The organism is Streptomyces sp. NPDC033174 (assembly GCF_055577795.1).
On record NZ_JBVIPQ010000005.1, the window covers coordinates 340,279 to 362,845 of the forward strand.

The following is a 22,567-nucleotide window of genomic DNA, read 5'->3' on the forward strand; positions in this document are numbered from 1 at the left end:
CTAGAAGTACCCTTCGCGCTTGCGGTCTTCCATCGCGGCCTCGGACATCTTGTCGTCGGCGCGGGTCGCGCCCCGCTCGGTGAGCCGGGAGGCGGCGATCTCGGCGATCACGGCGTCGAGCGTGGTGGCGTCGGAGTCCACCGCGCCCGTGCAGGACATGTCACCGACGGTGCGGTAGCGGATGAGCCGCTTCTCCACCGTCTCGGTGTCCTTCGGGCCGCCCCACTCGCCGGCCGTCAGCCACATGCCGTTGCGCGCGAAGACCTCGCGCTCGTGGGCGAAGTAGATGCCGGGCAGCTCGATCTCCTCGCGGGCGATGTACTGCCAGACGTCCAGCTCGGTCCAGTTCGACAGCGGGAAGACCCGCACGTGCTCGCCGGGCGCGTGGCGGCCGTTGTAGAGCTGCCACAGCTCGGGGCGCTGGCGGCGCGGGTCCCACTGCGAGAACTCGTCACGCAGCGAGAACACCCGCTCCTTGGCGCGGGCCTTCTCCTCGTCACGCCGTCCGCCGCCGAACACCGCGTCGAAGCGGTGCTGCTGGATCGCCTCGGTGAGCGGGACGGTCTGCAGCGGATTACGGGTGCCGTCGGGGCGCTCGCGCAGCTTGCCGGCGTCGATGTACTCCTGCACGGAGGCGACGTGCAGCCGCAGCCCGTACTTCTCGACCGTGCGGTCGCGGTACTCCAGCACCTCGGGGAAGTTGTGCCCCGTGTCGACGTGCAGCAGCGTGAACGGCACCGGCGCCGGCGCGAACGCCTTCAGCGCCAGGTGCAGCATGACGATGGAGTCCTTGCCGCCGGAGAAGAGGATCACCGGCCGCTCGAACTCGCCCGCGACCTCGCGGAAGATGTGCACCGCCTCGGACTCCAGGGAGTCCAGGTGCGACAGCGCGAACGGGCTGTCGGTCTCTGCGTGGACAGTGGCCGTCGTCGTCATGCCAGTCCCCTCTCGGTAAGCAGCGCGTGAAGCACCGCCGCTGACTCCTGCACGGTCTGGTTCTGGGACTCGATCCGCAGATCGGGGGTACGGGGCTCCTCGTACGGGTCGTCGACCCCCGTGAGCCCGCTGATCTCGCCCGCGGCCTGCTTCGCGTACAGCCCCTTCACATCGCGTACGGAGCACACCTCCACCGGAGTGGCGACATGCACCTCGACGTAGGGGGTGCCCTCGGACTGGTGGCGCTTGCGGACCGCCTCGCGGCTGTCCTCGTACGGCGCGATGACCGGTACCAGGACCTTCACACCGTTCGACGCGAGCAGCTCGGAGACGAACCCGATCCGCTGCACGTTGGTGTGCCGGGCCTCGCGGTCGAAGCCGAGGCCCGCCGACAGGAACTCGCGGATCTCGTCGCCGTCGAGGATCTCGACCCGGTGGCCCTCGCCGCGCAGCCGGCCCGCGAGCTCGTACGCGATGGTGGTCTTACCGGCGCTCGGCAGACCGGTGAGCCAGATGGTGGCCCCAGTCACGTGGTTCTCCTGAGAGGTCTGAGAAATCTGGGAGGTCTGAGTGGTCTGTGTGGTCGTCATCAGCCGTGCAGCCCGCATTCGGTCTTGGACCGGCCGGCCCAGCGGCCGGCGCGGGCGTCCTCGCCCTCCAGCACCCGGCGGGTGCACGGCGCGCAGCCCACGGAGGCGTAGCCGTCCATCAGCAGCGGGTTGGTGAGCACGCCGTGCTCCGCGACGTACGCGTCCACGTCGTCCTGCGTCCAGCAGGCGATCGGCGAGACCTTGACCTTCTGCCGCTTCTCGTCCCAGCCGACGACCGGGGTGTTCGCCCGGGTCGGGGACTCGTCACGGCGCAGGCCGGTCGCCCACGCGCTGTACGCGGTCAGGCCCTCTTCCAGCGGCTTGACCTTGCGCAGCGCGCAGCACAGGTCGGGGTCGCGATCGTGCAGCTTCGGCCCGTACTCGGCGTCCTGCTCGGCCACGGTCTGGCGCGGGGTCAGCGTGATGACGTTGACGTCCATCACCGCGTCCACCGCGTCGCGGGTACCGATCGTCTCGGGGAAGTGGTAGCCGGTGTCCAGGAACACGACGTCCACGCCGGGGAAGGCGCGCGAGGCGAGGTGGGCGACGACCGCGTCCTCCATGGAGGAGGTGACGCAGAAGCGCCTGCCGAAGGTGTCGGCCGCCCACTGGAGGATCTCCAGCGGCGTGGCGTCCTCGAGGTCGCGCCCGGCCTGCTCGGCCAGCGCCTTCAGGTCATATTCCTGAGTGACCGTCATGTCTCTTCCCCTCCATCGGTGTCGCGCTGAAGTCCGGGGGCCAGGAGCCCCAGGAACTTCAGCTGGAAGGCTCGATTGCATGCCGCGCATTCCCACGCGCCGTGGCCCTGCTCGCTGGGACGCAGGTCCTCGTCGCCGCAGTACGGGCAGAAGAACGGTGCGGCACGCTCGCTCACGACAGGGCCTCCTCGGAGGCACGCGCCGCCCACGTGGCGAAGCGCTCGCCGTCCTCGCGCTGCTCCTGGAAGCGCGTGAGGACCCGCTCGACGTAGTCGGGAAGCTCGGTGGCGGTGACCTTCAGGCCGCGCACCTTGCGACCGAAGCCCGCCTCCAGGCCGAGCGCACCGCCCAGGTGGACCTGGTAGCCCTCGACCCGGTTGCCGGCGTCGTCCAGGACCAGCTGTCCCTTGAGACCGATGTCCGCCACCTGGATACGGGCGCAGGCGTTGGGGCAGCCGTTGATGTTGATGGTGATCGGCTCGTCGAAGTCCGGGATGCGGCGCTCGAGCTCGTCGATCAGGGAGGCCCCGCGGGCCTTCGTCTCGACGATGGCGAGCTTGCAGAACTCGATACCGGTGCAGGCCATCGTGCCCCGGCGGAACGGCGACGGGTTCACCCGCAGGTCCAGCGCCTCCAGGGCGTCGACCAGCGACTCGACCCGGTCCTCCGTCACATCGAGGACGATCATCTTCTGCTCGGCGGTGGTCCGCAGACGGCCCGAACCGTGCTCGGCCGCGATGTCGGCGATCTTGGTCAGGGTGGCACCGTCGACCCGGCCGACGCGCGGCGCGAACCCGACGTAGAAGTTGCCGTCCTTCTGCCGGTGGACACCGACGTGGTCGCGCCACTGCCCGGCGGGCTGCTCCGGCGCGGGGCCGTCGGTCAGCTTGCGCTGGAGGTACTCGTCCTCCAGGACCTGGCGGAACTTCTCCGGGCCCCAGTCGGCGACGAGGAACTTCAGACGGGCGCGGGTGCGCAGCCGCCGGTAGCCGTAGTCACGGAAGATCGAGATGACGCCTTCGTAGACGTCCGGGACCTCGTCGAGCGAGACCCAGGCGCCCAGGCGCACACCCAGCTTGGGGTTGGTGGAGAGGCCGCCGCCGACCCAGACGTCGAAGCCGGGGCCGTGCTCGGGGTGGTTCACACCGACGAAGGCGACGTCGTTGATCTCGTGCGCCACGTCGAGCAGCGGCGAGCCGGAGACGGCCGACTTGAACTTGCGGGGCAGGTTGGAGAAGTCCTTGTTGCCGACGATCCGGCGCTGGATCTCGTCGATGGCGGGGGTGCCGTCGATGATCTCGTTCTCGGCGATGCCGGCGACCGGCGAGCCGAGGATGACACGCGGGGTGTCACCGCACGCCTCGGTGGTGGACAGGCCGACGGCCTCCAGCCGGTTCCAGATCTCGGGAACGTCCTCGATGCGGATCCAGTGGTACTGCACGTTCTGCCGGTCCGTGATGTCGGCGGTGCCGCGCGCGAACTCCTGCGAGATCTCGCCGATGACGCGCAGCTGCTCGGTGGTCAGCCGGCCGCCGTCGATGCGGACGCGGAGCATGAAGTGCTCGTCGTCCAGCTCCTCCGGCTCCAGAACACCGGTCTTGGTGCCGTCCAGCCCCTGCTTGCGCTGGGTGTAGAGGCCCCACCAGCGCATCCGGCCGCGCAGGTCGTTGGGGTCGATCGAGTCGAATCCACGCTTGGAGTAGATCGTCTCAATACGTGTCCGCACATTGAGACCGTCGTCGTCCTTCTTGAACTGCTCATTGCCGTTGAGCGGGGTGAAGTGCCCCACGGCCCACTGACCCTCGCCACGGTGACGGCTCACCTTGCGGCGGGGCGTGGCGGGAGCGGGCTTTTCCGGGGTGGCGGCCATGGCGTCTTGTCCTTCGGGACTGCAGGAGGGCGGCTCTGACCTACACACTCGCGCTCAGAGCAAGGGGATGGCGCGGCAGTGCGCAGAGGGTCGGTCAACGGGGAAAGTCGGCGGTGCTGGTTCTCTCAGCTCGCCGGACAGATGGCGCTGGACATGCGGCCGAGGTCGACGTGCCGCCGGCTCACCAAGGCAATTCCAGTTCCAGACATGACGGAAGCCTGTCACGGGCCTTTGGACCCAGTCCAGCTTAATCCACAATGTGGACATCATTGTCCCGAATCGTGGGACGATGTGCCGTGGGTCACTCCTGGCGGACCGTGCGGCCGATTCAGCCGAGGGCGCCGGGCCAGGGGCCGGGGGCCTCGACCTCCTCGGTCTCCTCGACCTTGGTGTCGAAGAGCTGGAAGCCCCGCCGCAGATAGTTGTCCATCGCGTGCGGTCCGTCCAGTGAGCAGGTGTGCAGCCACACCCGCTTCGTCGGGGCCCGCCCCGGCCACCGGTCGGCCAGGTCCCAGGCGCGCTGGACTCCGTACGAGAGGAGATGCCCGCCGATCCGCCGTCCACGGAACGCGGGGATCAGCCCGAAGTAGACGATCTCGACGACCCCGTCGTCCTGCGGGTCCAGCTCCACGTACCCCGCAGGCGTTCCCCGGTCGTACGCCACCCAGATCTCGGCCGCGGGCCGCTCGACGATCTCCTGCCACTGGGCGTAGGTGAGGGAGAGCCGGTCGGTCCAGCGGATGTCACCGCCGACAGCGGTATAGAGGAAGCGGCTGAACTCCGCAGAGGGCACCTCGGCGCGGACGATCCTCACGTCCCCCTCCGGCGCGGCGGCAGGCCGGAGGTCGGACGGCGAGGTCTGTTCGAGGGACCAGGTGGTCAGTGCGATGCTCATACATCTCAGCGAATCATGCGGCCGGACGTTTTCCTAAGCCGGCCCCGGTCCCGTGAGCAGGGCGGCGCTCTGCGCGTCCGCCGGCAGGAACGCCTCCAGCTTCAGCTCGGCGACCGTGACGTCCACCGCCGTCCCGAAGTGGGTGAGCGTCGCCAGCAGCCGCAGCTCACCACCGGCCGTGCGCAGCCGCAGCGGCACGGCGAAACCGACATGGTCCGAGCCCGGCCGGCGCGGCCGGTCCGGTCGGAGCGCCGCGAGCTCTGCCACCAGCGCCCGCAGCCGCCCGTCCGGATTGCGGACCGCCTCCTCCCGCATACCGTCGAGGATGTGCCAGGCCCACGTGTCGAGGTTCACGATCCGGGGCGCCATGCCCCGGGGCAGGACTTCGTCGCCCCGGGCACGACGACCTTCCGCGCGGGCAAGGACGCCGAACGCCTCGGCCACGTGATCACGTTCCACCGGGAGGCCGTGCTCACCGGCACCGGGGAGGCCGGCGGGCGAGGCCTGGAGTTCGTCGTCCTGGACGAGCACGGCCTGATCAAGGAGGACTACCAGTTCATCGAGAGCTGACGGCTCGGAATGCCGGCCCCGCGCTTCAGAGGACGTCCGTACGGCTTCAGAGGACGTCCGTACGGGAGGCGAGAACCGCCGGGGCCGTCGAGTGGGGGAGCAGGTCCTCACGAGCGGCGGGGGTCACCAGCTCCACCTCGACCTCCTCGCTGAAGCGGTACGGGCGGTGGGCGAGGACACCCGCGAGATTCCGTCTCACACGTGACATCTCGGCGCGCACGGTCACCGTACGCGTCCGGTCGCCGAAGACGTCCTCCGCGAGGTCCGCCGCGCTGCGCCCCTCGGGGTGCGTCGCCAGTACGTAGAGCAGTTCGGCATGGCGGGGGCTCAGCTCCTGCGTCCAGCTCCCCGCCGCCCCGGTCACCGCGACCGACCAGCGGCGGGGCCGGCTGAGATCCAGGACCACACGGCTCGCCACGTCCGCCGCCGGCCGAGCCTCCTCCACGCGCAGCAGCCAGCCGCCGGGCAGAGGTTCCACCGCGCACATGCCGAGCGAGGGAAGCCACACGCGTCCCGGCCGGAACGACTTTCCCAGCGGCACCCGGTCCACCGACGGCATCCCGGTCACCGCCGCCGTCCACCCATGGACGTCGACCGCGATCGCCCGCCCGCCCACCCGGCACAGGATCGGCGCGGCCACCGAGCGCAGCCGCTCGATGGAGCGCAGATGCCGGTCGCGCAGCTCCGCCTCGGCCAGCTGCGCCACCGAACCGACCAGGGCCAGCGTCGCCGGGTGGAAGGAGGACGCCGGCCCGCTCACATCGACGATCCCGAGCAGCCGCTGGTCGCGCGGGTCGTGGACCGGGGCCGCCGCGCACGTCCAGTTGTGCAGCGTGTGCACGAAGTGCTCGGCCGAGTGGACCTGTACCGCCCGGCGCGCGGCCAGCGCCGTACCGACCGCGTTCGTCCCCGTGGCTCCCTCGGTCCAGGCCGCGCCCTCCTCCAGACAGATGCCGTCGGCCTGCCGGATCACACTGTGGTTGCCCTGCCGCCACAGCACCCGGCCCTGGTCGTCGGTGACGACCATGATCTGCATCGACGCGTCGGCGATCCCCGCGAGACCCGAGCTGAGCGTCCGCATCAGTTCGCCGAGCGCGGTCGTCCGCCGCCGGTGCTCCAGCTCGTCGCGCTCCAACAGCACGCTGCGCGTGGACTGGTCGGGATCCAGACCGATCCGGAACATCCGCCGCCACGACGCGTCGATCACCGGCCGGGGAGCGATCGGCGGACGCCGGCCGGCCAGTGTCTCCTCCCGCACCCGGTGCAGCAGCCGCGCGGCCTGGGCCGCGTCCATGGAGGCCAGACGGGTCATGTCGAGCGCGGTGTTCTTCATCGGGTCCCCTCAGCCACATGCTGGATCGGTTCTGCGCGAGCATGGGTTCGTGGCCCGGCGCGCAGAACGGCATTCTGGCGTGTTCGTCCCCCATCGTGCCGCTCGGGCCCCCATGCCGAGGGCCGGTTCGCGCAATCCTGCAACCGTTTGCAACTCTGGCAGACATTCGCCGCATACATGAAAGTTGCATCAAGCGGAGGGTGGTGCCGTGTCGGCGCAGCACCACCCTCGGCCCATCCGCGCGCATCAGTCCCCTCCGCATGTCCCGGTGCGCGCGGCTCAGTTCTCCGCGCACCGGTCCACGAGGGCTTTTGGGCTCAGACCTCGGCCCGTGCCCGCTCCACCACCGACCCCAGGTCGAGCGTGTGCGGCAGCGTCCCGAACGCCCCGCCCCAGTCGCCGCCCAGGCGCGACGCGCAGAACGCGTCCGCCACCTCCGGCGGAGCCCACCGCACCAGCAGCGAGCCCTGGAGCACCAGCGCCATCCGCTCGACGAGCCGCCGCGCACGGGCCTCGATGCCGTCCAGATCGGCGAGTTCGGTCAGCAGCCCCTTGATCGCGCCGTCCAGCCGGTGGTCCGCCCCGCGTGCCGTCCCGACCTCCTGGAGGAAGGCGTTCAACGACTCCGGCTCCTTCTGCAACGCCCGCAGAACGTCCAGTGCCTGGACGTTCCCCGACCCCTCCCAGATCGAGTTGAGCGGCGCCTCGCGCAGCAGCCGCGGCATCCCGGACTCCTCCACATAGCCGTTGCCGCCCAGGCACTCGAGCGCCTCGGCCGCGACCGGCGTGCACCGCTTCGTCACCCAGTACTTGGCCGTCGGCACCGCGAGCCGCAGGAACGCCCGCTCCTGCTCCGTCCCGGAGTCGTACGCGGCCGCCAGACGGAACGTCAGGGCCGTCGCCGCCTCCGATTCGATCGCCAGATCCGCCAGGACATTGCGCATCAGCGGCTTCTCGATCAGTACGCCACCGAACGCGCTGCGGTACGCGGCGTGGTGCACCGCCTGGGCCACCGACTGCCGCATCAGCGCCGACGACCCGATGACGCAGTCGAGACGCGTCGCCGCCACCATCTCGATGATGGTGCGCACCCCGCGCCCCTCCTCGCCGACCCGGCGCGCCCAGGTCCCGTCGAACTCGACCTCGCTCGACGCGTTGGACCGGTTGCCCAGCTTGTCCTTGAGCCGCTGGATGCGGAACACATTGCGCGTTCCGTCCTCCAGGACCCTCGGCACCAGGAAGCACGTCAGCCCCCCGGGCGCCTGGGCGAGGACCAGGAAGGCGTCGCTCATGGGCGCCGAACAGAACCACTTGTGGCCGGTAAGGACGTACTCCCCGGCCGCGTCCAGCGGCTTCGCGTGCGTCGTGTTCGTCCGTACGTCACTGCCGCCCTGCTTCTCCGTCATGCCCATTCCGAAGAGCACACCGGCCTTCTCACCGGCCGGCCGCAGCCCCTCCTCGTAGACCTGGGAGGTGAGCCGCGGCTCCCACTCGGCGGCGAGCTCCGGATCGGTCCGCAGCGCGGGCACCGCGGCGTGCGTCATCGACAGCGGACAGCCGTGGCCGGCCTCCGCCTGCGTCCAGACGAGGAATCCCGCGGCGCGTCGCACATGACCACCGGGCCGGCCCCAGGCGTTGGTCAGACCGGAGGCGACGCCGCGGCCGAGGAGCCGGTGCCAGGACGGATGGAAGTCCACTTCGTCGATCCGGTTCCCGTACCGGTCGTGGGTGCGGAGCTTCGGAGGGTTCTCGTTCGCGAGAACACCCCACTCCTGGGCCTGCGCGGACCCCGCCACGCGGCCCAGTTCTTCGAGCTCCCCGCGGGCGGTGGGGAGCAGTTCGGGCGCGAGATGCCGCTCCACCGCCTCGGTGAGCGCCCGGTCGGAGGTGAAAACGTCGTACCCCACCAGGGGTGGAGCCTGGTTGGTCACTGTGTGGGTGGTGGCTGCCATGCCGATACGGTAAGGAGGTGCAGGCAGCAAATGAAACACCCGAGCGGCCCCCGGGCAGACTCCACCGGGCACGAGTCCTCTACCGCAACGTCTCGAAGCGGAAGATGGTCTGGCTGCTTCTGAAGGACACCGTCAACTCGTGCATCGAGTACCGCATTCTCGGTCTCGCGGCGGAGGCGGCCTTCTTCACGCTCCTGTCCCTGCCGCCCCTGCTGCTGGGCCTGATCGCGCTCCTCGGCTACGTCGACGACTGGACCAGCACCAACACCGTCGCCAGCATCGAGGAGAACATCCTCAACGCCGCCGGAACGGTCCTGTCCGACCGGGGCGTGCGCGACATCGCCCGGCCGCTCCTCGAGGACGTCACCCACGGCAAGCGGCCCGATCTCATCTCCATCGGCTTCGCCATCGCCCTGTGGTCCGGCTCGCGGGCGGTGAACGTCTTCATCGACACCATCACCGTGATGTACGGCCTCGACGGCCACCGGGGCATCGTCAAGACGCGGCTGCTGGCCTTCCTGCTCTACATCATCGCCCTGCTCATCGGCGCGGTCGTGCTCCCGCTGGCGGTGGTCGGACCGGACCGGGTGGTGGAGCTGATCCCCTGGGGCACCGAGGTCGTCGCCGTCCTGTACTGGCCGGTGGTGATCCTGCTCTCCATCGCCTTCCTCACCACGCTCTACCACGTGTCCGTCCCGGTCCGCTCGCCGTGGGTGGAGGACGTCCCGGGCGCGCTGGTGGCGCTCGCGATGTGGGTCCTCGGCAGCTTCCTGCTGCGGATCTATCTGACCAGTACGGTCGAGGGCCCGACGATCTACGGGTCGCTGGCCGCCCCGATCGCGGTCCTGCTGTGGATCGGCATCTCCGCGTTCGCCGTGCTGGTGGGCGCGGCGGTGAACGCGGCGATCGACCGCGTCTGGCCGTCGGTCGCCACCGCCGCCGCCCGCGAGGCCAACGAACGGGCCCGCGCGGTCCAGGCGGCGGAGCTGGTGGCCCGGGCCAAGGCGGCGGTGGAGGACCTGGACGACGACGACCCGGACATGCCGTCGGAGTTCCCCGAGCGGTGGTCCCGCTTCCTGCCGCCGGACGACGTGAAGTCCCGGCTGCACACGGTCCGCGAGAAGGACCGCGACCGGGAACAGCGTTCCTGACGCCGGGCGCCTACGCTCGGAGAGATGTACGAGGAACGCCCTTCCCGGCTGGACGGCGCCATCGTGTGGACGCGCGGCGCGGTACGGGGCGCCGCGGTGTACCCGGTCCTGCCCGACGGTTGCATGGATCTGCTGTGGTGCGGTGGCCGGCTGTTCGTCGCCGGGCCCGACACCAGGGCGTTCGTCCCGGAGGAATCGGGTTTCCCCTATGCCGGGGTGCGCTTCGCGCCCGGAAGCGCGCCCGCCGTGCTCGGCGTACCGGCCCACGAGCTGCGCGACCGCCGGGTCGCCCTGGAGGAGCTGTGGCCCGGGGCGCGGGTGCGGCGGCTCGCCGAGCGGGTCGGGGAGGCCCCCGACCCGGCGGCTGCCCTGGAGGAGGTGGCCCTGGCCGGGGCGAGCGCCGCGCCGCCGCCCGACCCGCTGCCGCGGGCCGTCGTCGAGCTGCTGAACGCGGGTGCCGGGGTCGCCGCCACCGCCGAGGCGGTGGGGCTCGGCGCCCGGCAACTGCACCGCAGGTCGCTGGACGCCTTCGGCTACGGCCCCAAGACGCTGGCCCGCATCCTGCGGCTGCAGCGGGCGCTGGCCCTCGTCCGCGCGGGCGTGCCCCACGCCGAGGCCGCCCTCGCCGCGGGCTGCGCCGACCAGGCGCACCTGGCCCGCGAGACGCGCGCCCTGGCCGGGACCACGCTCGGCGCCTACGTGGCGTTGGCGAAGAGCGAGACGCCGCAGCCGTCGGGGTCGAGCACCACCGCGTAGCGCTGCCCCCACACGGCGTCCCAGGGCTTCAGATGGCCGGTCGCGCCGGACGCGACCAGCCAGTCGTACATCCTGTCCACCTCCTGCGGGCTCGCGCACAGGAACGCGAGCCCCATCCGGTCGCCGCCCCGGGGCCTGGTCCACGCCGGGTCGAAGGAGCGGACGACCTCCTCCGTGTCCCAGGCGATCCGCAGGCCGCCGGGCAGCGGGGCTTCGACGTGCGGGGCGGTGTCGGCGTCGGCGGGGACGTCGAGGCCGAGCCGCCGGTAGAAGGCGAGCGAGGCGGCCATGTCGGAGACGACGAGGCCGATCACATCGAGTCGTGGAGTGGTCATGCCGCCGAGCGTAGGAGGCCCGCGGGCGCCGGTCTTGGAGGAATCGGACATCCTTTGGCGTCGCTGTCGCTGTCGCTGTCGCCGCGCCCTCGCCGTAAGACTTTCGTCATCGGCCGGGGGGACTCCACCAGGTGGTGATCACCGTTGAATGGACACAAGGAGTTCCCCGCACCAGGAGGCCGTGATGAACCGCGTAGGACACCTGCTGACCAGGCCTGTCGTGATCGGCGCCCTCGCGCTCGCGGTGGTGGCGGCCGGCTTCGGCCTCTTCTGGTTCCAGCCCTGGAAGCTCTGGACGGACGAGACCGTACGGGAGAGCCTGCCGTCACCGGTCCCCGCCACCTCGGCCCCGGCCACCCCCGGGGCCACCGCGCCCCAGGCCGCCGGCACGCTCGCCACGGGCACCCTCATCAGCCATGAGCACAGGACGACCGGCACCGTGCGCGTCCTGCGGCTGCCCGACGGCAGCCGGACCCTTCGTCTGGAGAACCTGGACACCAGCAACGGGCCGGACCTGCGCGTGTGGATCACCGACGCGCCCGTGCGGGAAGGGAAGGACGGCTGGCACGTCTTCGACGACGGAAAGCACGTCAGCCTCGGGAAGTTGAAGGGCAACAAGGGTGACCAGAACTACGCGCTGCCGGCGGGGCTGGACCTGAACCAGTACTCCAGTGTCAGCATTTGGTGCGACCGCTTCGATGTCTCGTTCGGCGCGGCGGCCCTCAAGCCAGCCTGAGGGCAGCGCGCTGCAAGGCGGGGCAAGGTACGGCCAATGGACTCGGCACGGAGCCCCGCACCGGCGTACCGGTGCGGGGCTCCTCGGCTCGTGCTGTCCGATCGCTACTTGAGGTAGAACAGCCCGTCCGTCGTGATCGTCGGGCGGCCCGACGTGCCCACCACGACGAGCTTCACCGTGTGTGAGGCGCTCGTGGCCCAGGTCTTGGTCCAGATCGCGTTCCGGTAGAGGGTGGTGGTCGACCTGAGGTCGACCGTGGCCGCCTTCACGCCGTCGACGTACACATAGGCCTGGCCCGACGTCGAGGCGCGGGAGACGATCAGCGCGACCGAGCGGCTGGTGACCGTCCAGCTCAGCGACGCGTTCCTGGCGGCGCTGGAGTAGGACCTGCCGCCGAAGTAGCTGCTGGACGTCTTCGTGGCCCACACGCCCGACTTCACGGCCGCGCTCTCCTGGAGGATCGTCGGCGTCGCGGTGACCGAGGCCGCGCCCCGGTTGCCCGCCACGTCGTACGCCGACAGGGACCAGGTCGTGGCCGTCGCGTACGGAGCCGTGTGCACCGCCGAGGTGACCGTCGGCCCGTACGTCTTGGCCGTCGGAGCGGTCAGCCGCACATCGCGCAGCACGCCCGAGTCGGTCGCCTTCCACGCCAGCGTCAGCGGAACCGCCGAGGCGTTCACCGTGCCGGTCCTCAGCGACAGTTGGGGCCGCGTCGTGAACACGGGCGCCGTGACGTCGCCGATCACGGTGACGGCCGCGCTCGTCGCCGCCCTGCCCGTCTGGTGGACGGCACGCACCTGGACCGTGTGGCTGCCCGCGGCGATCGTGGCCGGCGCGGAGGTCGCCGAGCCCGCGACGGTCGCGACGATCTGCCCGTCGACCAGGAGCTCGTTGCGCTTGATGAACACGGCCGGGGTGGTCGCCCGCCAGTTCACGGTGACCGGACCACGCGTGTAGGACGCCGTCCCGGAGGCCGTCGCCCCGGTGACCGACGAGACGGCCAGGCCGGTGACCGGGCCCGCCGCCCACGACCGGAGCGTCGCGAGCTGCGCGTACAACGCGTTGCCCGGGCACTGGGTGTTGTAGCCGTCGCGGTGGCCGTGGATGACCGGGAACGCCAGCTGCGCGCCCTTGGCCCACGACTTGCCGAAGTAGTTGGTGCCCGCGTCGCCCGCGGTGAGGGTCGCCGTGCCGGTGGGGCTCACGCCGTACTGGCCGAGCTTCCACGCGGCCACCCGGGCCACCGAGATCATCGCGGCCTGCGGGGGCGCGGTGTCGGTGTAGGTGCCGAGGACCGAGATACCGGTCGTCTCGGAGTTGAAGCCGTAGGCGTGTGCGCCCTGCACGGGCTTGTCGACGCCGCCCTTGCGGCCCTCGTAGACCGTGCCGCACTTGTCGACGAGGAAGTTGTAGCCGATGTCCTTCCAGCCCAACTGCTTGACGTGGTAGGCGTAGATGCCCCGGACCACGCTCGGCGCCTGCTCACAGGTGTAGCTGTTCGACTCGGCGGTGTGGTGCACCACGACCGCCTTGATCTTCTCGCCCGGCAGATAGCCGGGCTCCTCGGGGCTGATCGTCTCGTCCGCTCCCCAGCCCGCCCGGGAGGTGATCGCCGGACGCGGAGCCGTGGACGGCGGGGCGGTGGGGCCGGTCGCGGTCGGGGTGGGCGACACGGTGGCCGAGGGCGGCGCCGAGGAGGTGGTGGACGTGCTCGGCGCGGGCTCCGTGGTGGCGGGGACCGTCGTGGGTTCCCCGGTTACGGACTCCGTCGGCGCGGGCTCGGTGGTGGCGGGCGCCGTGGTGGGCTCCCCGGGTATGGACTCCGTCGGCGCGGGCTCGGTGGTGGCCGGTTCGGTGGTGGGCTCGCCCGTCTCGGCGGCGAACGCCGCCGGCTCCATGGCTCCGGATCCGCCCTTGCCCGGGTCGATCATGTCGAGGCGGAGTCCGGCCGGAAGGACGGAGGAGGCCTTCGCGCCGGAGACGACGCGTACCTCCACGCCGTCGGAGGCACCGACCCAGGCGGGTTCGGTGCCGCCCCGGCGCGCGGAGCTCTCGCCCTGCCCGCTGTCGCCGTCGAGCCGCAGCCAGCGCGACCACGTCCCCGAGCCGCTGGCCCGCGTCCGCGCCTCGATCCTGCCGGGGACCCTCGCCGAAGGATCGGTCCAGGTCACACCCAGCATGCTGAACGGCTCGGTGTCCTGCTGCTTCAGGGACGCGCTGCGCCCGCCGTCGCCGGTGCTCAGCGCGACGGTCCGGGTGTCCACCGGAATCGGACCGGGCCCGGACGCGCCGCTCGACCCGCCCGGCTGCCCGGTCACTCCCTCGAAAACGAGTACGCCGGTCAATCCGGCGATCACGGCCACGGCCGTGCCCCACACGCGACGCCGCTTCATGCGGCCCACCCCTTGCTGTGTCACTCCCCCGGCGGTCCTTCGGCGGGGAATCTACAGCAGGGTTCAGCGTGGCCAGGGCCCGGGGAACGCGGGGGGCTGAAGATCCAGGGGCCCGCCCGGCGTTATGCCCGGATCCGCTCCCATCTGCTCCGGCACCCGCACGTCGATTCGGCTCGGCGGGCCGGGTGTGGGAGGCGCGGAGAAGACGCGCCGCTCCTCCACTTCCAGACTGATGTTGTTCCATTTGTCCGTGAAGTACACCACCGCGGTCCGCTCCAGGTCGGTCCCCGGGATCGACCCGAAGACGACCGGCCTGCGCGCCGTCTTGTCCACGCCCTTGGCCAGCGCCCGCCCGAAGCGGATGTTCCGTGAGACACCGTCGGCCTGGAGGTGCAGGAAGAAGTCCCAGGTGCCGTGGGGGAGAGGCTGTCCCCGGTCGATCGTGTTCAGGTCCAGGTCGAGGTCGAACCCGGCCATGGAGTGGTCCGGCGCCGACGACCCGGCGGGCGCGCCCAGCGACGGCGTGGCCCTGACCGTCACCGGGACCCGTACCTCCGTCTGCGTCTGTCGCCTGCGCAGGACGAACTCGGTCGTCATCCGTGTCGTCGGCAGCACGTCGATGTACGCGTAGCCGGAGATCCGCAGCCGGGAGTCGCGCCACTCCAGGGTCTGGAGCCGCTGCGGCGTACGGACGGTGTCCGTGATGTCGTACAGCTCGTCCGGCAGGCCCCCGCGGGGGTCGCGGAACAGCGGGTAGGCGCGGTACAGGCGGCCGTTGTCATTGACGATCGGGGCCGGCTGCCCGGGGACGGGGGTGTAGTGCGCCAGCTCGTCGAGCGCCTCCTCGTTCCCGTACAGGAAGGTGTACAGCTGGATCCAGGCGAGCTGCGAGAGCTCCTTGACCATGTCGTCGGTGAAGTACGTCGCGCACAGGGCGCGGCTGCGCTCCAGCACCTCCCACGCGTACGCGGGATCGCTCGCCCGTACCCGGACGGCCGGGAGGATCGCCTTGCCGAGCAGGTTGCGGATGTGGCGGCCGAGCATCCGGCGACGGCCGACCGGGTCGGTGACGCGGTCGGAGACCATCCGCATCACACGCTCGATGTGCTGGACGGTCTCGTTGGCGGTCCGGGGCCGCGCCGTGATGTTGCCGCCGTCCTCGCGCCGGCGCAGGTAGTAGCCGTCGTAGTCGCCGACGACGGAGATGGTGCGGGCGGCCAGGTACGCCTCGGTGACGAAGAGCTGGTCCTCGCCGAACCACAGGTCCTCGGGGTAGCGGATGCGGGCCGACTCGATCATCTCGCGGCGCATCAGCTTGGCGCTGTGCAGGGAGCGGTAGATCTCCGAGCGGTAGAGATCGGCGCGCTCGGCGTGCTTGTGGGCCTTGTCGGCGACCGCGCGGCCGAGGCCCACCAGCTTGGCGAGCACGATGTCGCTCTCCTGCGCGTCCGCCATGGCCACCAGACGCTCCAGGGTCTCCAGGCCGAGGTAGTCGTCCGCGTCCACGACGAAGGTGAAGCGCCCCCTGGCGAGGTCCAGCGCCCGGTTCCGCGGGCCGCTCGGCCCGCCGGAGTTGGGCTGGTGGAGCACCCGGATCTGCGGGAAGGCGGCGGCGTACCGGTCCAGCTCGGCGCCGCTTCCGTCGGTGGAGCCGTCGTCGACGGCTATGACTTCCATGCGTTCGATCCCGATCGTCTGTTTGACGATCGAGTCCAGGCACTCGGTCAGATACGGCATGGCGTTGTAGACCGCGACGATCACCGACACGTCGGGAGCCGCTGCGGGGGCGGTGCTGAAGAACGGCGTGCTCATCGCTGATCCTTCGGATGCTTTTCAGGGGAACGCTTGATCGGGATTCTATGGGACCGCCCGCATTGCACCGGCTTTTCCGAGGCCCGCCCGCCCGGGCGGGGGCTTGCTTCTCGGTCCGTTGCACGGGGGGCGTGCGAAGGCGAGCGAGGGGGCGCGACCCGAGGCGCCGGGCAACCATCGCCCGCGACCACGTGCTTCATGACGTTCCCTCGGTGGGTCCTCTCGCCGGGCGGCCGGCCGGTGGTGCGGCCGGTCCTCCCGTCACGATCGGCGTGATGCCACGGCGGCCACCACCCCCGCCGGAATGAGGAGCAGGAGCATGAAGGCGACGACGGTGAACGGTCCCTCGCGCCGGGGGGTGCCGCCCGAGCGCACGGGCACGAGACGCGGACTGGCGTCCTCGGCGGCCGGGGGTTCCCCGGCACGCGCGTTACCCGGCCGCGGCGCGCCACCCGCGTCCCGCGCCTGCCGGTCCCGTGCCTGCCCGTCGGGAGTGATCTCGCCAGGGGCCCGGCCGGCGGCCTCGTTCCGGGGCGTGGCGGGAGCGTCGGCGCCCGTGAGCGGCAGCGTGGGAAGCGCCAGACTCTCCAGGGCCAGCGCGGCGAACGGTGCTGCCGCGGCGGCATCGTCCGACGCACCCGCACCCGCACCCGGACCCGCACCACCCGCACCCGCACCACCCGCACCCGCACCCGGCCCCGTGCCCGCCGCGTTTCCGGCCGAGCCCGGAGGAACCGCTCCGGGGGCGACAGGACCGAGGACGCCCGGGGGAAGAGCCACCCCGGGGGCGGTGAGCAGCGAGGAGAACGGTGGGGCACCCGGCGCCGCCCCCGCACCGGCAACGGGCGCGGCGGCGGCTCCGGGTGGCGCCACGGCTCCGGGCGCCGCGGGAACGCCCGCGCCGGGAGCAGCCGTGCCGGGCGCCGGGAGAAGTCCGGGAGGGGCGAGCGGGCCGGGGGGAACGAGCGCCCGCGGAGGAGGCACCGCGCCGGCGCGCACCAACGCGCCGGGGACGAGCGCCGCCGCCCCCGGAGCCCCGGCGGCCCCGGGCACCGCGGGAGCGCCCGGGGCGGTGCCCCCAGCGCCCGGGAGACCCGCACGCGGCGCCGGTCCCACCGTGAAGCGGGTGGTCGCACGGGCCGGCAGACTCGGCGCGGTGACCCCCGCCCCCGCCGGCCCGAGGGTGGTGACCTGGTCGTTGCCCCGCACTTCCGGCACGCTGCGGTACTCACCCGGCCGCAGCCCGTCGACGCGCGCGACGCAGACCGCGGTGGCCCCCGCCCGTACCTCCGGAGGATTCCCCGGACGGCCGCCGCAGACGATCTGCGACGGCCGGAGCACCGGGTCGGTGAGCCGGATGTCGTACACGGTCCGGTTGCCCGGGTTGCTGATGACGTACTGGACGACTGCGGACGACCGGGTGAGCGCACGCACCGACACACCGAGCCGCAGCGCTCCGCCGACCCCGCGGTACCCGGCGACGGCGGAGGCCTGCGGCCGTACCCCGATGGAGGGGATCTCGCCCCACGCGTGGACGGTGGCCGTGTGCGGGCCCGGCGCCGCCGCGGTCCGCGCGGTGCAGGTGACGGTGGACAGTCCGCGAATGGTGAAGCTTCGCCCGCCGGGGCATACGACCCCGCCGGGCACGGCGGGGTCGTTCACGGTGACGCGCTGGAGGTCCGCGCCGGAGCGGTTGGTGAGGACATAGCGCCTGATGACGGGGTCTCCGACACGGATACCGGTGCGTTCGGCCTCCCGCCCGGGCCGCGTGTTGATGGTCACCGAAAGGCCCAGGGAATGGGCGCCCGCACCGTCGGCCACGGCCGACGGGACATACGGGGCGGCCAGCGGCCAGCCGGCCGCATGGGCCGTCAGAAGCAGCACCCCGGCGGCGACAAGCACCGTTCTGGGGCGGGTGATGGGGGGTCTGACCCACATGGAGGCATTCCTTCCCGGGTCCTCGGGTGTGCCGGACTGCGCCCAGCGTCGGCCGAGGTGAGGGGTGAAGACAGCGGAGAGACCCGGTCATTGCGCTGCTCGTGGCCGAATCCACCACGATGGCGGACCCGCACGCCCCGACGGACAGCCGGACCGGCCCGCCCCGATGGACGCCCATGCGGCCGCCACGACAAATCGCTGGCGGGCCGTCCGGGCCGGGAGTAAGGTCCCGTCCTGTCGGTCCGCGCGCGGCAACAGCGCGCAAGGAGAGGGAACCAGGAGGTGAGGACATTGATGACGGTCACGGTGACGGGCACTGCCCGCGATCAGGAGTTCATCGTTCCCACCCCCGTGGTCTCCGGCTGACACCCACTCATACGCCTGCGCGTCACGCGCTCGTGCCGGGGCCACCCTTGTGAAGGGTCACCCCTTGTCCAACCTCTCGTTTCAGGCTCCGACGTCCTCGCACCCGCTCTCGCCGTACGGCTGGAACGAAGCGTGGGAGGCCGAGTTCGCCCCGTACGCCTCCCGGGGACTGGTTCCGGGCCGGGTCGTACGCGTCGACCGGGGCCAGTGCGATGTCGTCACCGCCGACGGTGTCGTCCGTGCCGACACCGCGTTCGTCACCCCGCACGATCCGCTGCGGGTCATCTGCACCGGTGACTGGGCCGCCGTCGACACCGACGGCAACCCCCGCTACGCGCGGGCGTATCTGCCGCGCCGGACCGCCTTCGTCCGGTCCACCTCGTCCCAGCGGTCCGAGGGGCAGATCCTCGCGGCCAACGTCGACCACGCGATCATCGCCGTCTCGCTCGCCGTCGAGCTGGACCTCGGCCGGATCGAACGCTTCCTCGCCCTCGCCTGGGAGTCCGGCGCGCAGCCGCTCGTCGTGCTCACCAAGTCCGACCTCGTGCCCGACCCGGCCGGGATCTCCCACCTGGTCCAGGACGTGGAGTCCGCCGCGCCCGGCGTCCAGGTACTGGCCGTCAGTTCCGCGACCGGGGAGGGCATCGAGGTGCTCTCCGCGATCGTCTCCGACGGTACGAGCGTGCTGCTCGGGATCTCCGGCGCCGGGAAGTCGACCCTCGCCAACGCCCTCCTCGGCGAGGACGTCATGGAGGTGCGGGCCACCCGGGACGTCGACGGCAAGGGCCGGCACACCACGACCACCCGCAACCTGCTCACCCTGCCCGGCGGTGGCGTGCTCATCGACACCCCCGGGCTGCGCGGCGTCGGGCTCTACGACGCCGAGAGCGGCGTGGGGCAGGTCTTCTCCGAGATCGAGGAGCTGGCCCGGGACTGCCGGTTCCACGACTGCGCGCACGGGAGCGAACCCGGGTGCGCCGTGCTCGCCGCGCTGGAGGACGGCACGCTGCCCGAGCGGCGGCTGGACAGCTACCGCAAGCTGCTGCGGGAGAACCAGCGCATCGTCGCCAAGACCGACGCCCGGCTGCGCGCGGAGATCCTGAAGGACTGGAAGCGCAAGGGCGCCGAGGGCCGGGCGGCGCTGCAGGCCAAGCGCGGCCGGGTCCGGTAGCCCCACGCCCAGCGCGGTGTCCGAAAACCGCCGGACCGGCCCCCGCCGACGGCGCACACTGGACCCGTGATGGACGAAGACACCAGGTACGAGGCGGTGAGCAGCCGCGACGCCCGTTTCGACGGCGAGTTCTTCTTCGCCGTCGAAACGACCGGCATCTACTGCCGGCCGAGCTGCCCCGCCGTCACCCCCAAGAGGAAGAACGTCACGTTCTTCCCCACCGCGGCCGCCGCCCAGGGACACGGCTTCCGCGCCTGCCGCCGATGCAGGCCGGACGCCGTCCCCGGGTCGGCCGCGTGGAACGTTCGCGCCGACGTCGTCGGCCGCGCCATGCGCATGATCGGCGACGGGGTCGTCGACCGTGAGGGCGTGCCAGGCCTCGCCGGGCGGCTCGGCTACAGCGCCCGGCAGGTCCAGCGCCAGCTCACCGCGGAGCTGGGCGCCGGCCCCGTCGCGCTCGCCCGCGCCCAGCGGGCCCACACCGCCCGTCTGCTGCTCCAGACCACGGGACTGCCGGTCACCGAGATCGCGTTCGCGTCCGGCTTCGCGAGCGTCCGGCAGTTCAACGACACCATCCGCCAGATCTACGCCCGTACCCCCAGCGAGCTTCGGGCCGAGTCCGGCACCGGGACCGGCCCCCGGACCGCCCTCGCCGCCGGTGTCCCGCTGCGCCTCGCCCACCGCGGCCCGTACGCCGCCCGCGAGGTCTTCGACCTCCTCGCCGACGAGGCGGTCGAGCGGGTCGAAGAGGTCGTCGGCGCGCCCGGCGCCCGCACCTACCGCCGCACGCTCCGCCTGCCCTACGGCTCCGGCATCGTCGCCGTCGACGAGAAGTCCGCGGGCCCGTGGCTGGAGGCGCGCATCCACCTGACCGACCTGCGCGACCTCACCACCGCCGTCCAGCGGCTGCGCCGGCTCTTCGACCTGGACGCCGATCCGTACGCCGTCACCGAACGGCTCGGCGCCGATCCCGTCATCGGGGCGCGCGTAGCCGCCCGCCCGGGCCTGCGCTCGCCGGGGGCGGCCGAGCCGGAGGAGTTCGCGATCCGGGCGCTCGTCGGCCCGGCGGAGAGCGCGCGGCTGGCCGAGACGTACGGAACCGCGCTCGACACCGCCTGCGGCGGGCTCACCCATCTCTTTCCCGAGCCCTCGGCGCTCGTCGGCCACCCGGTCGCCGGGCCGCTGGCGGCCGCGCTCGCCGACGGCTCCGTACGGCTCGACCCGGGGGCCGACCGCGACGGGGCCGAACGGGCGCTGCTCGCCCTGCCCGGAATCGGCGCGCGGACCGCCGCGCTCATCAGGATGCGCTCGCTCACAGATCCCGACGTGGCGGCCGACGAGTGCGCCGAGCGGGAGGAGTGGCGGCCCTGGCGGTCCTACGCCCTGCGCTATCTGGCCATCGCGCCCTGAGCCGTGGCACCGTGGACCGATGATCACGATCGACAGACTCGCACCCTCCGACCGCGGCGACTGGGAAGCGCTCTTCCGCTCGTACATCGACTTCTACGGGCGCACCGAACCGGCGGCGATGTACGAGCGCTCCTGGCAGGCCTTCCAGGAGGACACCCGGCTGCACGCCCTCGGCGCGTGGCTGGACGGCCGGCTGGTCGGCATCACCCACTTCTTCGTCCACCCCAGCACGTCCGGCCCGGACGTCTGCTACCTCCAGGACCTCTTCACCGCCCCCGAGGCACGCGGCAGGGGCGCGGCCCGGGCGCTGATCGCCGCCGTCACCGAGTGGGCGCGGAAGCAGGGCTGCTGCCGGGTCTACTGGATGACCCAGGAGACCAACACCACGGCCCGGCGGCTCTACGACCAGGTCGCCGACAACCGCGGGTTCATCAAGTACCAGATCGACCTGCCGGCGAACGCCTGACGGGTCCGCGCGTCCGGCCGGCGCTAGGAGGACGCGTCGGAGGAGCGGTCGGCGTCCAGGCCCCAGCTGTGGATCCGCCGCGGGTGGATCCGGATGACCTCCTCGCTGAAGTGCGGGCCGAGACTGTGGGGTCCGACCAGCAGTTCCGCCTCACCGCGGATGTCGACGCCGCGTACCCGCCACGGCCTGACGCTGACGACGTCATCGACGACGAGCGCCACCTTCGGATTCGCCCGGAGGTTGCGCCACTTCTTCGTACGGCCGAGGGCCATCCCGCCGACCAGGATCGTCCCGTCGTCCTGGGGGAAGAAACCGACCGGGTTGGCCTGCGGCTGCCCCTGCGGGTCGACCGTGGCCAGGCGCCCCAGCCGCTGGCTGCCGAGATAGGCGCGCTCGGCGTCGCTGAATGCGGTCATGAGGCTCAGGATGGCGCGCCCGCCCCACCGGGCGCATCGGCGATCGGTCCTAGTCCGCGCCGTCGAGGTCCTACCGTCGAAGTCCTAGGTCGGCAGTCCCGCTCACGGTCCCGATCCGGTTCCCGCTCACCGTGCCGGCAGCCCCCTTCGCGGGCCGGGGTTCCCGCGTCAGCCCCCGATCGCCGCGCCCGCCCACGCGCCCACGGCCGTCCGGGGTTCCGGCGTCAGCCCCCGATCGCCGCGCCCGCCCACGCGCCCACGATCACCAGGCAGGCGACGAGTTCCACCAGCACGCTGGCGCCGGACGCCCGCATCACGTTCCTCATGGACGCGACCGCCTGGCCGTGGCCGCCCAGGCGCCGGCGCTCGCAGAGGTAGATCCCGCCCACATAGCCGGGGACGGCCCCCACCACCGGAAGCAGCAGGAATCCGATCAGCGCCCCCAGACCGGCGAACGCCACCATCCTCCGCGTGATCCCGATCCCGCGGATCCTGCGGGGCGGCAGCTGCCAGACGACCACCTGGCTGACCAGCTGCAACACCGTCGATCCGACCAGCAGCCCCCAGGCCAGGCCCGTCTGCTCGTGCAGCGACCACCACAGCACCGCCGACCACACCAGCCATGAGCCCGGCACGCCGGGAACGAGCACCCCGACCAGGCCGAGCAGCATCACCAGTGCGATCAGAAGGAGCTGCCACACACCCATCTGTCAAGCGTGCAGGAACGCACCCGTCCCCGCTCCCCGGACCGTGTGTCGCTCGCCGGACGTCGC

At 72.0% G+C, this 22,567-nt stretch carries 23 protein-coding genes; 7 read left to right on the plus strand and 16 right to left on the minus strand.

What is annotated here, in order from left to right:
- From cysD to ACZ5VC_RS18370, 8 genes are all read right to left on the minus strand, one after another.
- Nucleotides 1-936, minus strand: a complete 936-nt coding sequence (gene cysD, locus ACZ5VC_RS18335; RefSeq protein WP_469121056.1) for a sulfate adenylyltransferase subunit CysD — start codon at nt 934-936, stop codon at nt 1-3.
- A complete protein-coding gene (gene cysC, locus ACZ5VC_RS18340; protein WP_469121057.1) occupies nt 933-1,526 on the minus strand; it encodes an adenylyl-sulfate kinase in 594 nt (197 codons plus the stop codon). Before cysC ends, cysD begins: the two co-directional genes overlap by 4 nt.
- Entirely contained in the window at nt 1,526-2,224 is a 699-nt protein-coding gene (locus ACZ5VC_RS18345; RefSeq protein WP_469121058.1) for a phosphoadenylyl-sulfate reductase, read from the minus strand. Before ACZ5VC_RS18345 ends, cysC begins: the two co-directional genes overlap by 1 nt.
- The gene (locus tag ACZ5VC_RS18350) at nt 2,221-2,400 is read right to left on the minus strand and encodes a hypothetical protein (protein WP_469121059.1); all 180 of its coding nucleotides are present in this window, start codon (nt 2,398-2,400) and stop codon (nt 2,221-2,223) included. The genes ACZ5VC_RS18345 and ACZ5VC_RS18350 overlap by 4 nt, the downstream gene beginning before the upstream one ends.
- The gene (locus ACZ5VC_RS18355) at nt 2,397-4,094 is read right to left on the minus strand and encodes a nitrite/sulfite reductase (protein WP_469121060.1); all 1,698 of its coding nucleotides are present in this window, start codon (nt 4,092-4,094) and stop codon (nt 2,397-2,399) included. The genes ACZ5VC_RS18350 and ACZ5VC_RS18355 overlap by 4 nt, the downstream gene beginning before the upstream one ends.
- Nucleotides 4,095-4,219: 125 nt before the next feature.
- Nucleotides 4,220-4,303, minus strand: a complete 84-nt coding sequence (locus ACZ5VC_RS18360; RefSeq protein WP_309486338.1) for a putative leader peptide — start codon at nt 4,301-4,303, stop codon at nt 4,220-4,222.
- A gap of 119 nt (nt 4,304-4,422) precedes the next feature.
- Nucleotides 4,423-4,989, minus strand: coding sequence for a GNAT family N-acetyltransferase (locus ACZ5VC_RS18365; RefSeq protein WP_469121061.1), 567 nt, complete (start codon nt 4,987-4,989; stop codon nt 4,423-4,425).
- A gap of 33 nt (nt 4,990-5,022) precedes the next feature.
- Entirely contained in the window at nt 5,023-5,343 is a 321-nt protein-coding gene (locus ACZ5VC_RS18370) for an MmyB family transcriptional regulator (RefSeq protein WP_469121062.1), read from the minus strand.
- Here ACZ5VC_RS18370 and ACZ5VC_RS18375 point away from each other — a divergent pair.
- Nucleotides 5,317-5,559: a hypothetical protein gene (locus tag ACZ5VC_RS18375; protein ID WP_469121063.1), complete on the plus strand. Its 243-nt coding sequence runs from the start codon at nt 5,317-5,319 to the stop codon at nt 5,557-5,559. The genes ACZ5VC_RS18370 and ACZ5VC_RS18375 overlap by 27 nt on opposite strands.
- Before the next feature lie 46 nt (nt 5,560-5,605).
- Here ACZ5VC_RS18375 and ACZ5VC_RS18380 read toward each other — a convergent pair whose 3' ends face one another.
- Together ACZ5VC_RS18380 and ACZ5VC_RS18385 are read right to left on the minus strand one after the other, a co-directional pair.
- Nucleotides 5,606-6,892, minus strand: coding sequence for a helix-turn-helix domain-containing protein (locus tag ACZ5VC_RS18380; protein WP_469121064.1), 1,287 nt, complete (start codon nt 6,890-6,892; stop codon nt 5,606-5,608).
- Nucleotides 6,893-7,209: 317 nt separating this feature from the next.
- The gene (locus ACZ5VC_RS18385; protein WP_469121065.1) at nt 7,210-8,844 is read right to left on the minus strand and encodes an acyl-CoA dehydrogenase family protein; all 1,635 of its coding nucleotides are present in this window, start codon (nt 8,842-8,844) and stop codon (nt 7,210-7,212) included.
- Nucleotides 8,845-8,861: 17 nt separating this feature from the next.
- On the opposite strand from ACZ5VC_RS18385, the gene ACZ5VC_RS18390 reads away from it, so the two are divergent.
- Nucleotides 8,862-9,995 carry a YihY/virulence factor BrkB family protein gene (locus tag ACZ5VC_RS18390; RefSeq protein ID WP_468704143.1) on the plus strand — a complete coding sequence of 378 codons (1,134 nt, stop codon included), beginning with the start codon at nt 8,862-8,864 and terminating at the stop codon, nt 9,993-9,995.
- 24 nt (nt 9,996-10,019) lie between these two features.
- Nucleotides 10,020-10,751, plus strand: coding sequence for a helix-turn-helix domain-containing protein (locus ACZ5VC_RS18395; protein ID WP_469121066.1), 732 nt, complete (start codon nt 10,020-10,022; stop codon nt 10,749-10,751).
- Here the strand turns inward: ACZ5VC_RS18395 and ACZ5VC_RS18400 are convergent.
- Nucleotides 10,691-11,137, minus strand: coding sequence for a VOC family protein (locus ACZ5VC_RS18400; RefSeq protein WP_469121067.1), 447 nt, complete (start codon nt 11,135-11,137; stop codon nt 10,691-10,693). The two genes, ACZ5VC_RS18395 and ACZ5VC_RS18400, sit on opposite strands and share 61 nt — an antisense overlap.
- A 133-nt stretch (nt 11,138-11,270) precedes the next feature.
- Between ACZ5VC_RS18400 and ACZ5VC_RS18405 the strand changes: the two genes are divergently transcribed.
- The gene (locus tag ACZ5VC_RS18405; protein WP_469121068.1) at nt 11,271-11,822 is read left to right on the plus strand and encodes a DM13 domain-containing protein; all 552 of its coding nucleotides are present in this window, start codon (nt 11,271-11,273) and stop codon (nt 11,820-11,822) included.
- 104 nt (nt 11,823-11,926) lie between these two features.
- Here ACZ5VC_RS18405 and ACZ5VC_RS18410 read toward each other — a convergent pair whose 3' ends face one another.
- The 3 genes from ACZ5VC_RS18410 to ACZ5VC_RS18420 all read right to left on the minus strand — a co-directional run bounded on the left by ACZ5VC_RS18410 (nt 11,927) and on the right by ACZ5VC_RS18420 (nt 17,965).
- A complete protein-coding gene (locus ACZ5VC_RS18410; protein ID WP_469121069.1) occupies nt 11,927-14,215 on the minus strand; it encodes a peptidoglycan recognition protein family protein in 2,289 nt (762 codons plus the stop codon).
- Nucleotides 14,216-14,278: 63 nt separating this feature from the next.
- Nucleotides 14,279-16,027 carry a glycosyltransferase gene (locus ACZ5VC_RS18415; protein WP_469121070.1) on the minus strand — a complete coding sequence of 583 codons (1,749 nt, stop codon included), beginning with the start codon at nt 16,025-16,027 and terminating at the stop codon, nt 14,279-14,281.
- Nucleotides 16,028-16,288: 261 nt separating this feature from the next.
- The gene (locus ACZ5VC_RS18420) at nt 16,289-17,965 is read right to left on the minus strand and encodes a hypothetical protein (protein ID WP_469121071.1); all 1,677 of its coding nucleotides are present in this window, start codon (nt 17,963-17,965) and stop codon (nt 16,289-16,291) included.
- Between the two features lie 430 nt (nt 17,966-18,395).
- Here ACZ5VC_RS18420 and rsgA point away from each other — a divergent pair, with 430 nt between their 5' ends.
- From rsgA to ACZ5VC_RS18435, 3 genes are all read left to right on the plus strand, one after another.
- Nucleotides 18,396-19,502: a ribosome small subunit-dependent GTPase A gene (gene rsgA / locus ACZ5VC_RS18425; RefSeq protein ID WP_469121072.1), complete on the plus strand. Its 1,107-nt coding sequence runs from the start codon at nt 18,396-18,398 to the stop codon at nt 19,500-19,502.
- Between the two features lie 69 nt (nt 19,503-19,571).
- Nucleotides 19,572-20,912 (plus strand): DNA-3-methyladenine glycosylase 2 family protein, encoded by a 1,341-nt coding sequence (locus ACZ5VC_RS18430; protein WP_469121321.1) that lies wholly within the window; start codon nt 19,572-19,574, stop codon nt 20,910-20,912.
- A 19-nt stretch (nt 20,913-20,931) separates the two neighbouring features.
- Nucleotides 20,932-21,378 carry a GNAT family N-acetyltransferase gene (locus tag ACZ5VC_RS18435; RefSeq protein ID WP_469121073.1) on the plus strand — a complete coding sequence of 149 codons (447 nt, stop codon included), beginning with the start codon at nt 20,932-20,934 and terminating at the stop codon, nt 21,376-21,378.
- Between the two features lie 23 nt (nt 21,379-21,401).
- Here ACZ5VC_RS18435 and ACZ5VC_RS18440 read toward each other — a convergent pair whose 3' ends face one another.
- Together ACZ5VC_RS18440 and ACZ5VC_RS18445 are read right to left on the minus strand one after the other, a co-directional pair.
- Nucleotides 21,402-21,794, minus strand: a complete 393-nt coding sequence (locus ACZ5VC_RS18440) for a PPOX class F420-dependent oxidoreductase (RefSeq protein ID WP_469121074.1) — start codon at nt 21,792-21,794, stop codon at nt 21,402-21,404.
- 224 nt (nt 21,795-22,018) lie between these two features.
- Nucleotides 22,019-22,501 carry a DUF456 domain-containing protein gene (locus ACZ5VC_RS18445; protein WP_469121075.1) on the minus strand — a complete coding sequence of 161 codons (483 nt, stop codon included), beginning with the start codon at nt 22,499-22,501 and terminating at the stop codon, nt 22,019-22,021.
- Nucleotides 22,502-22,567: the final 66 nt, after the last annotated feature.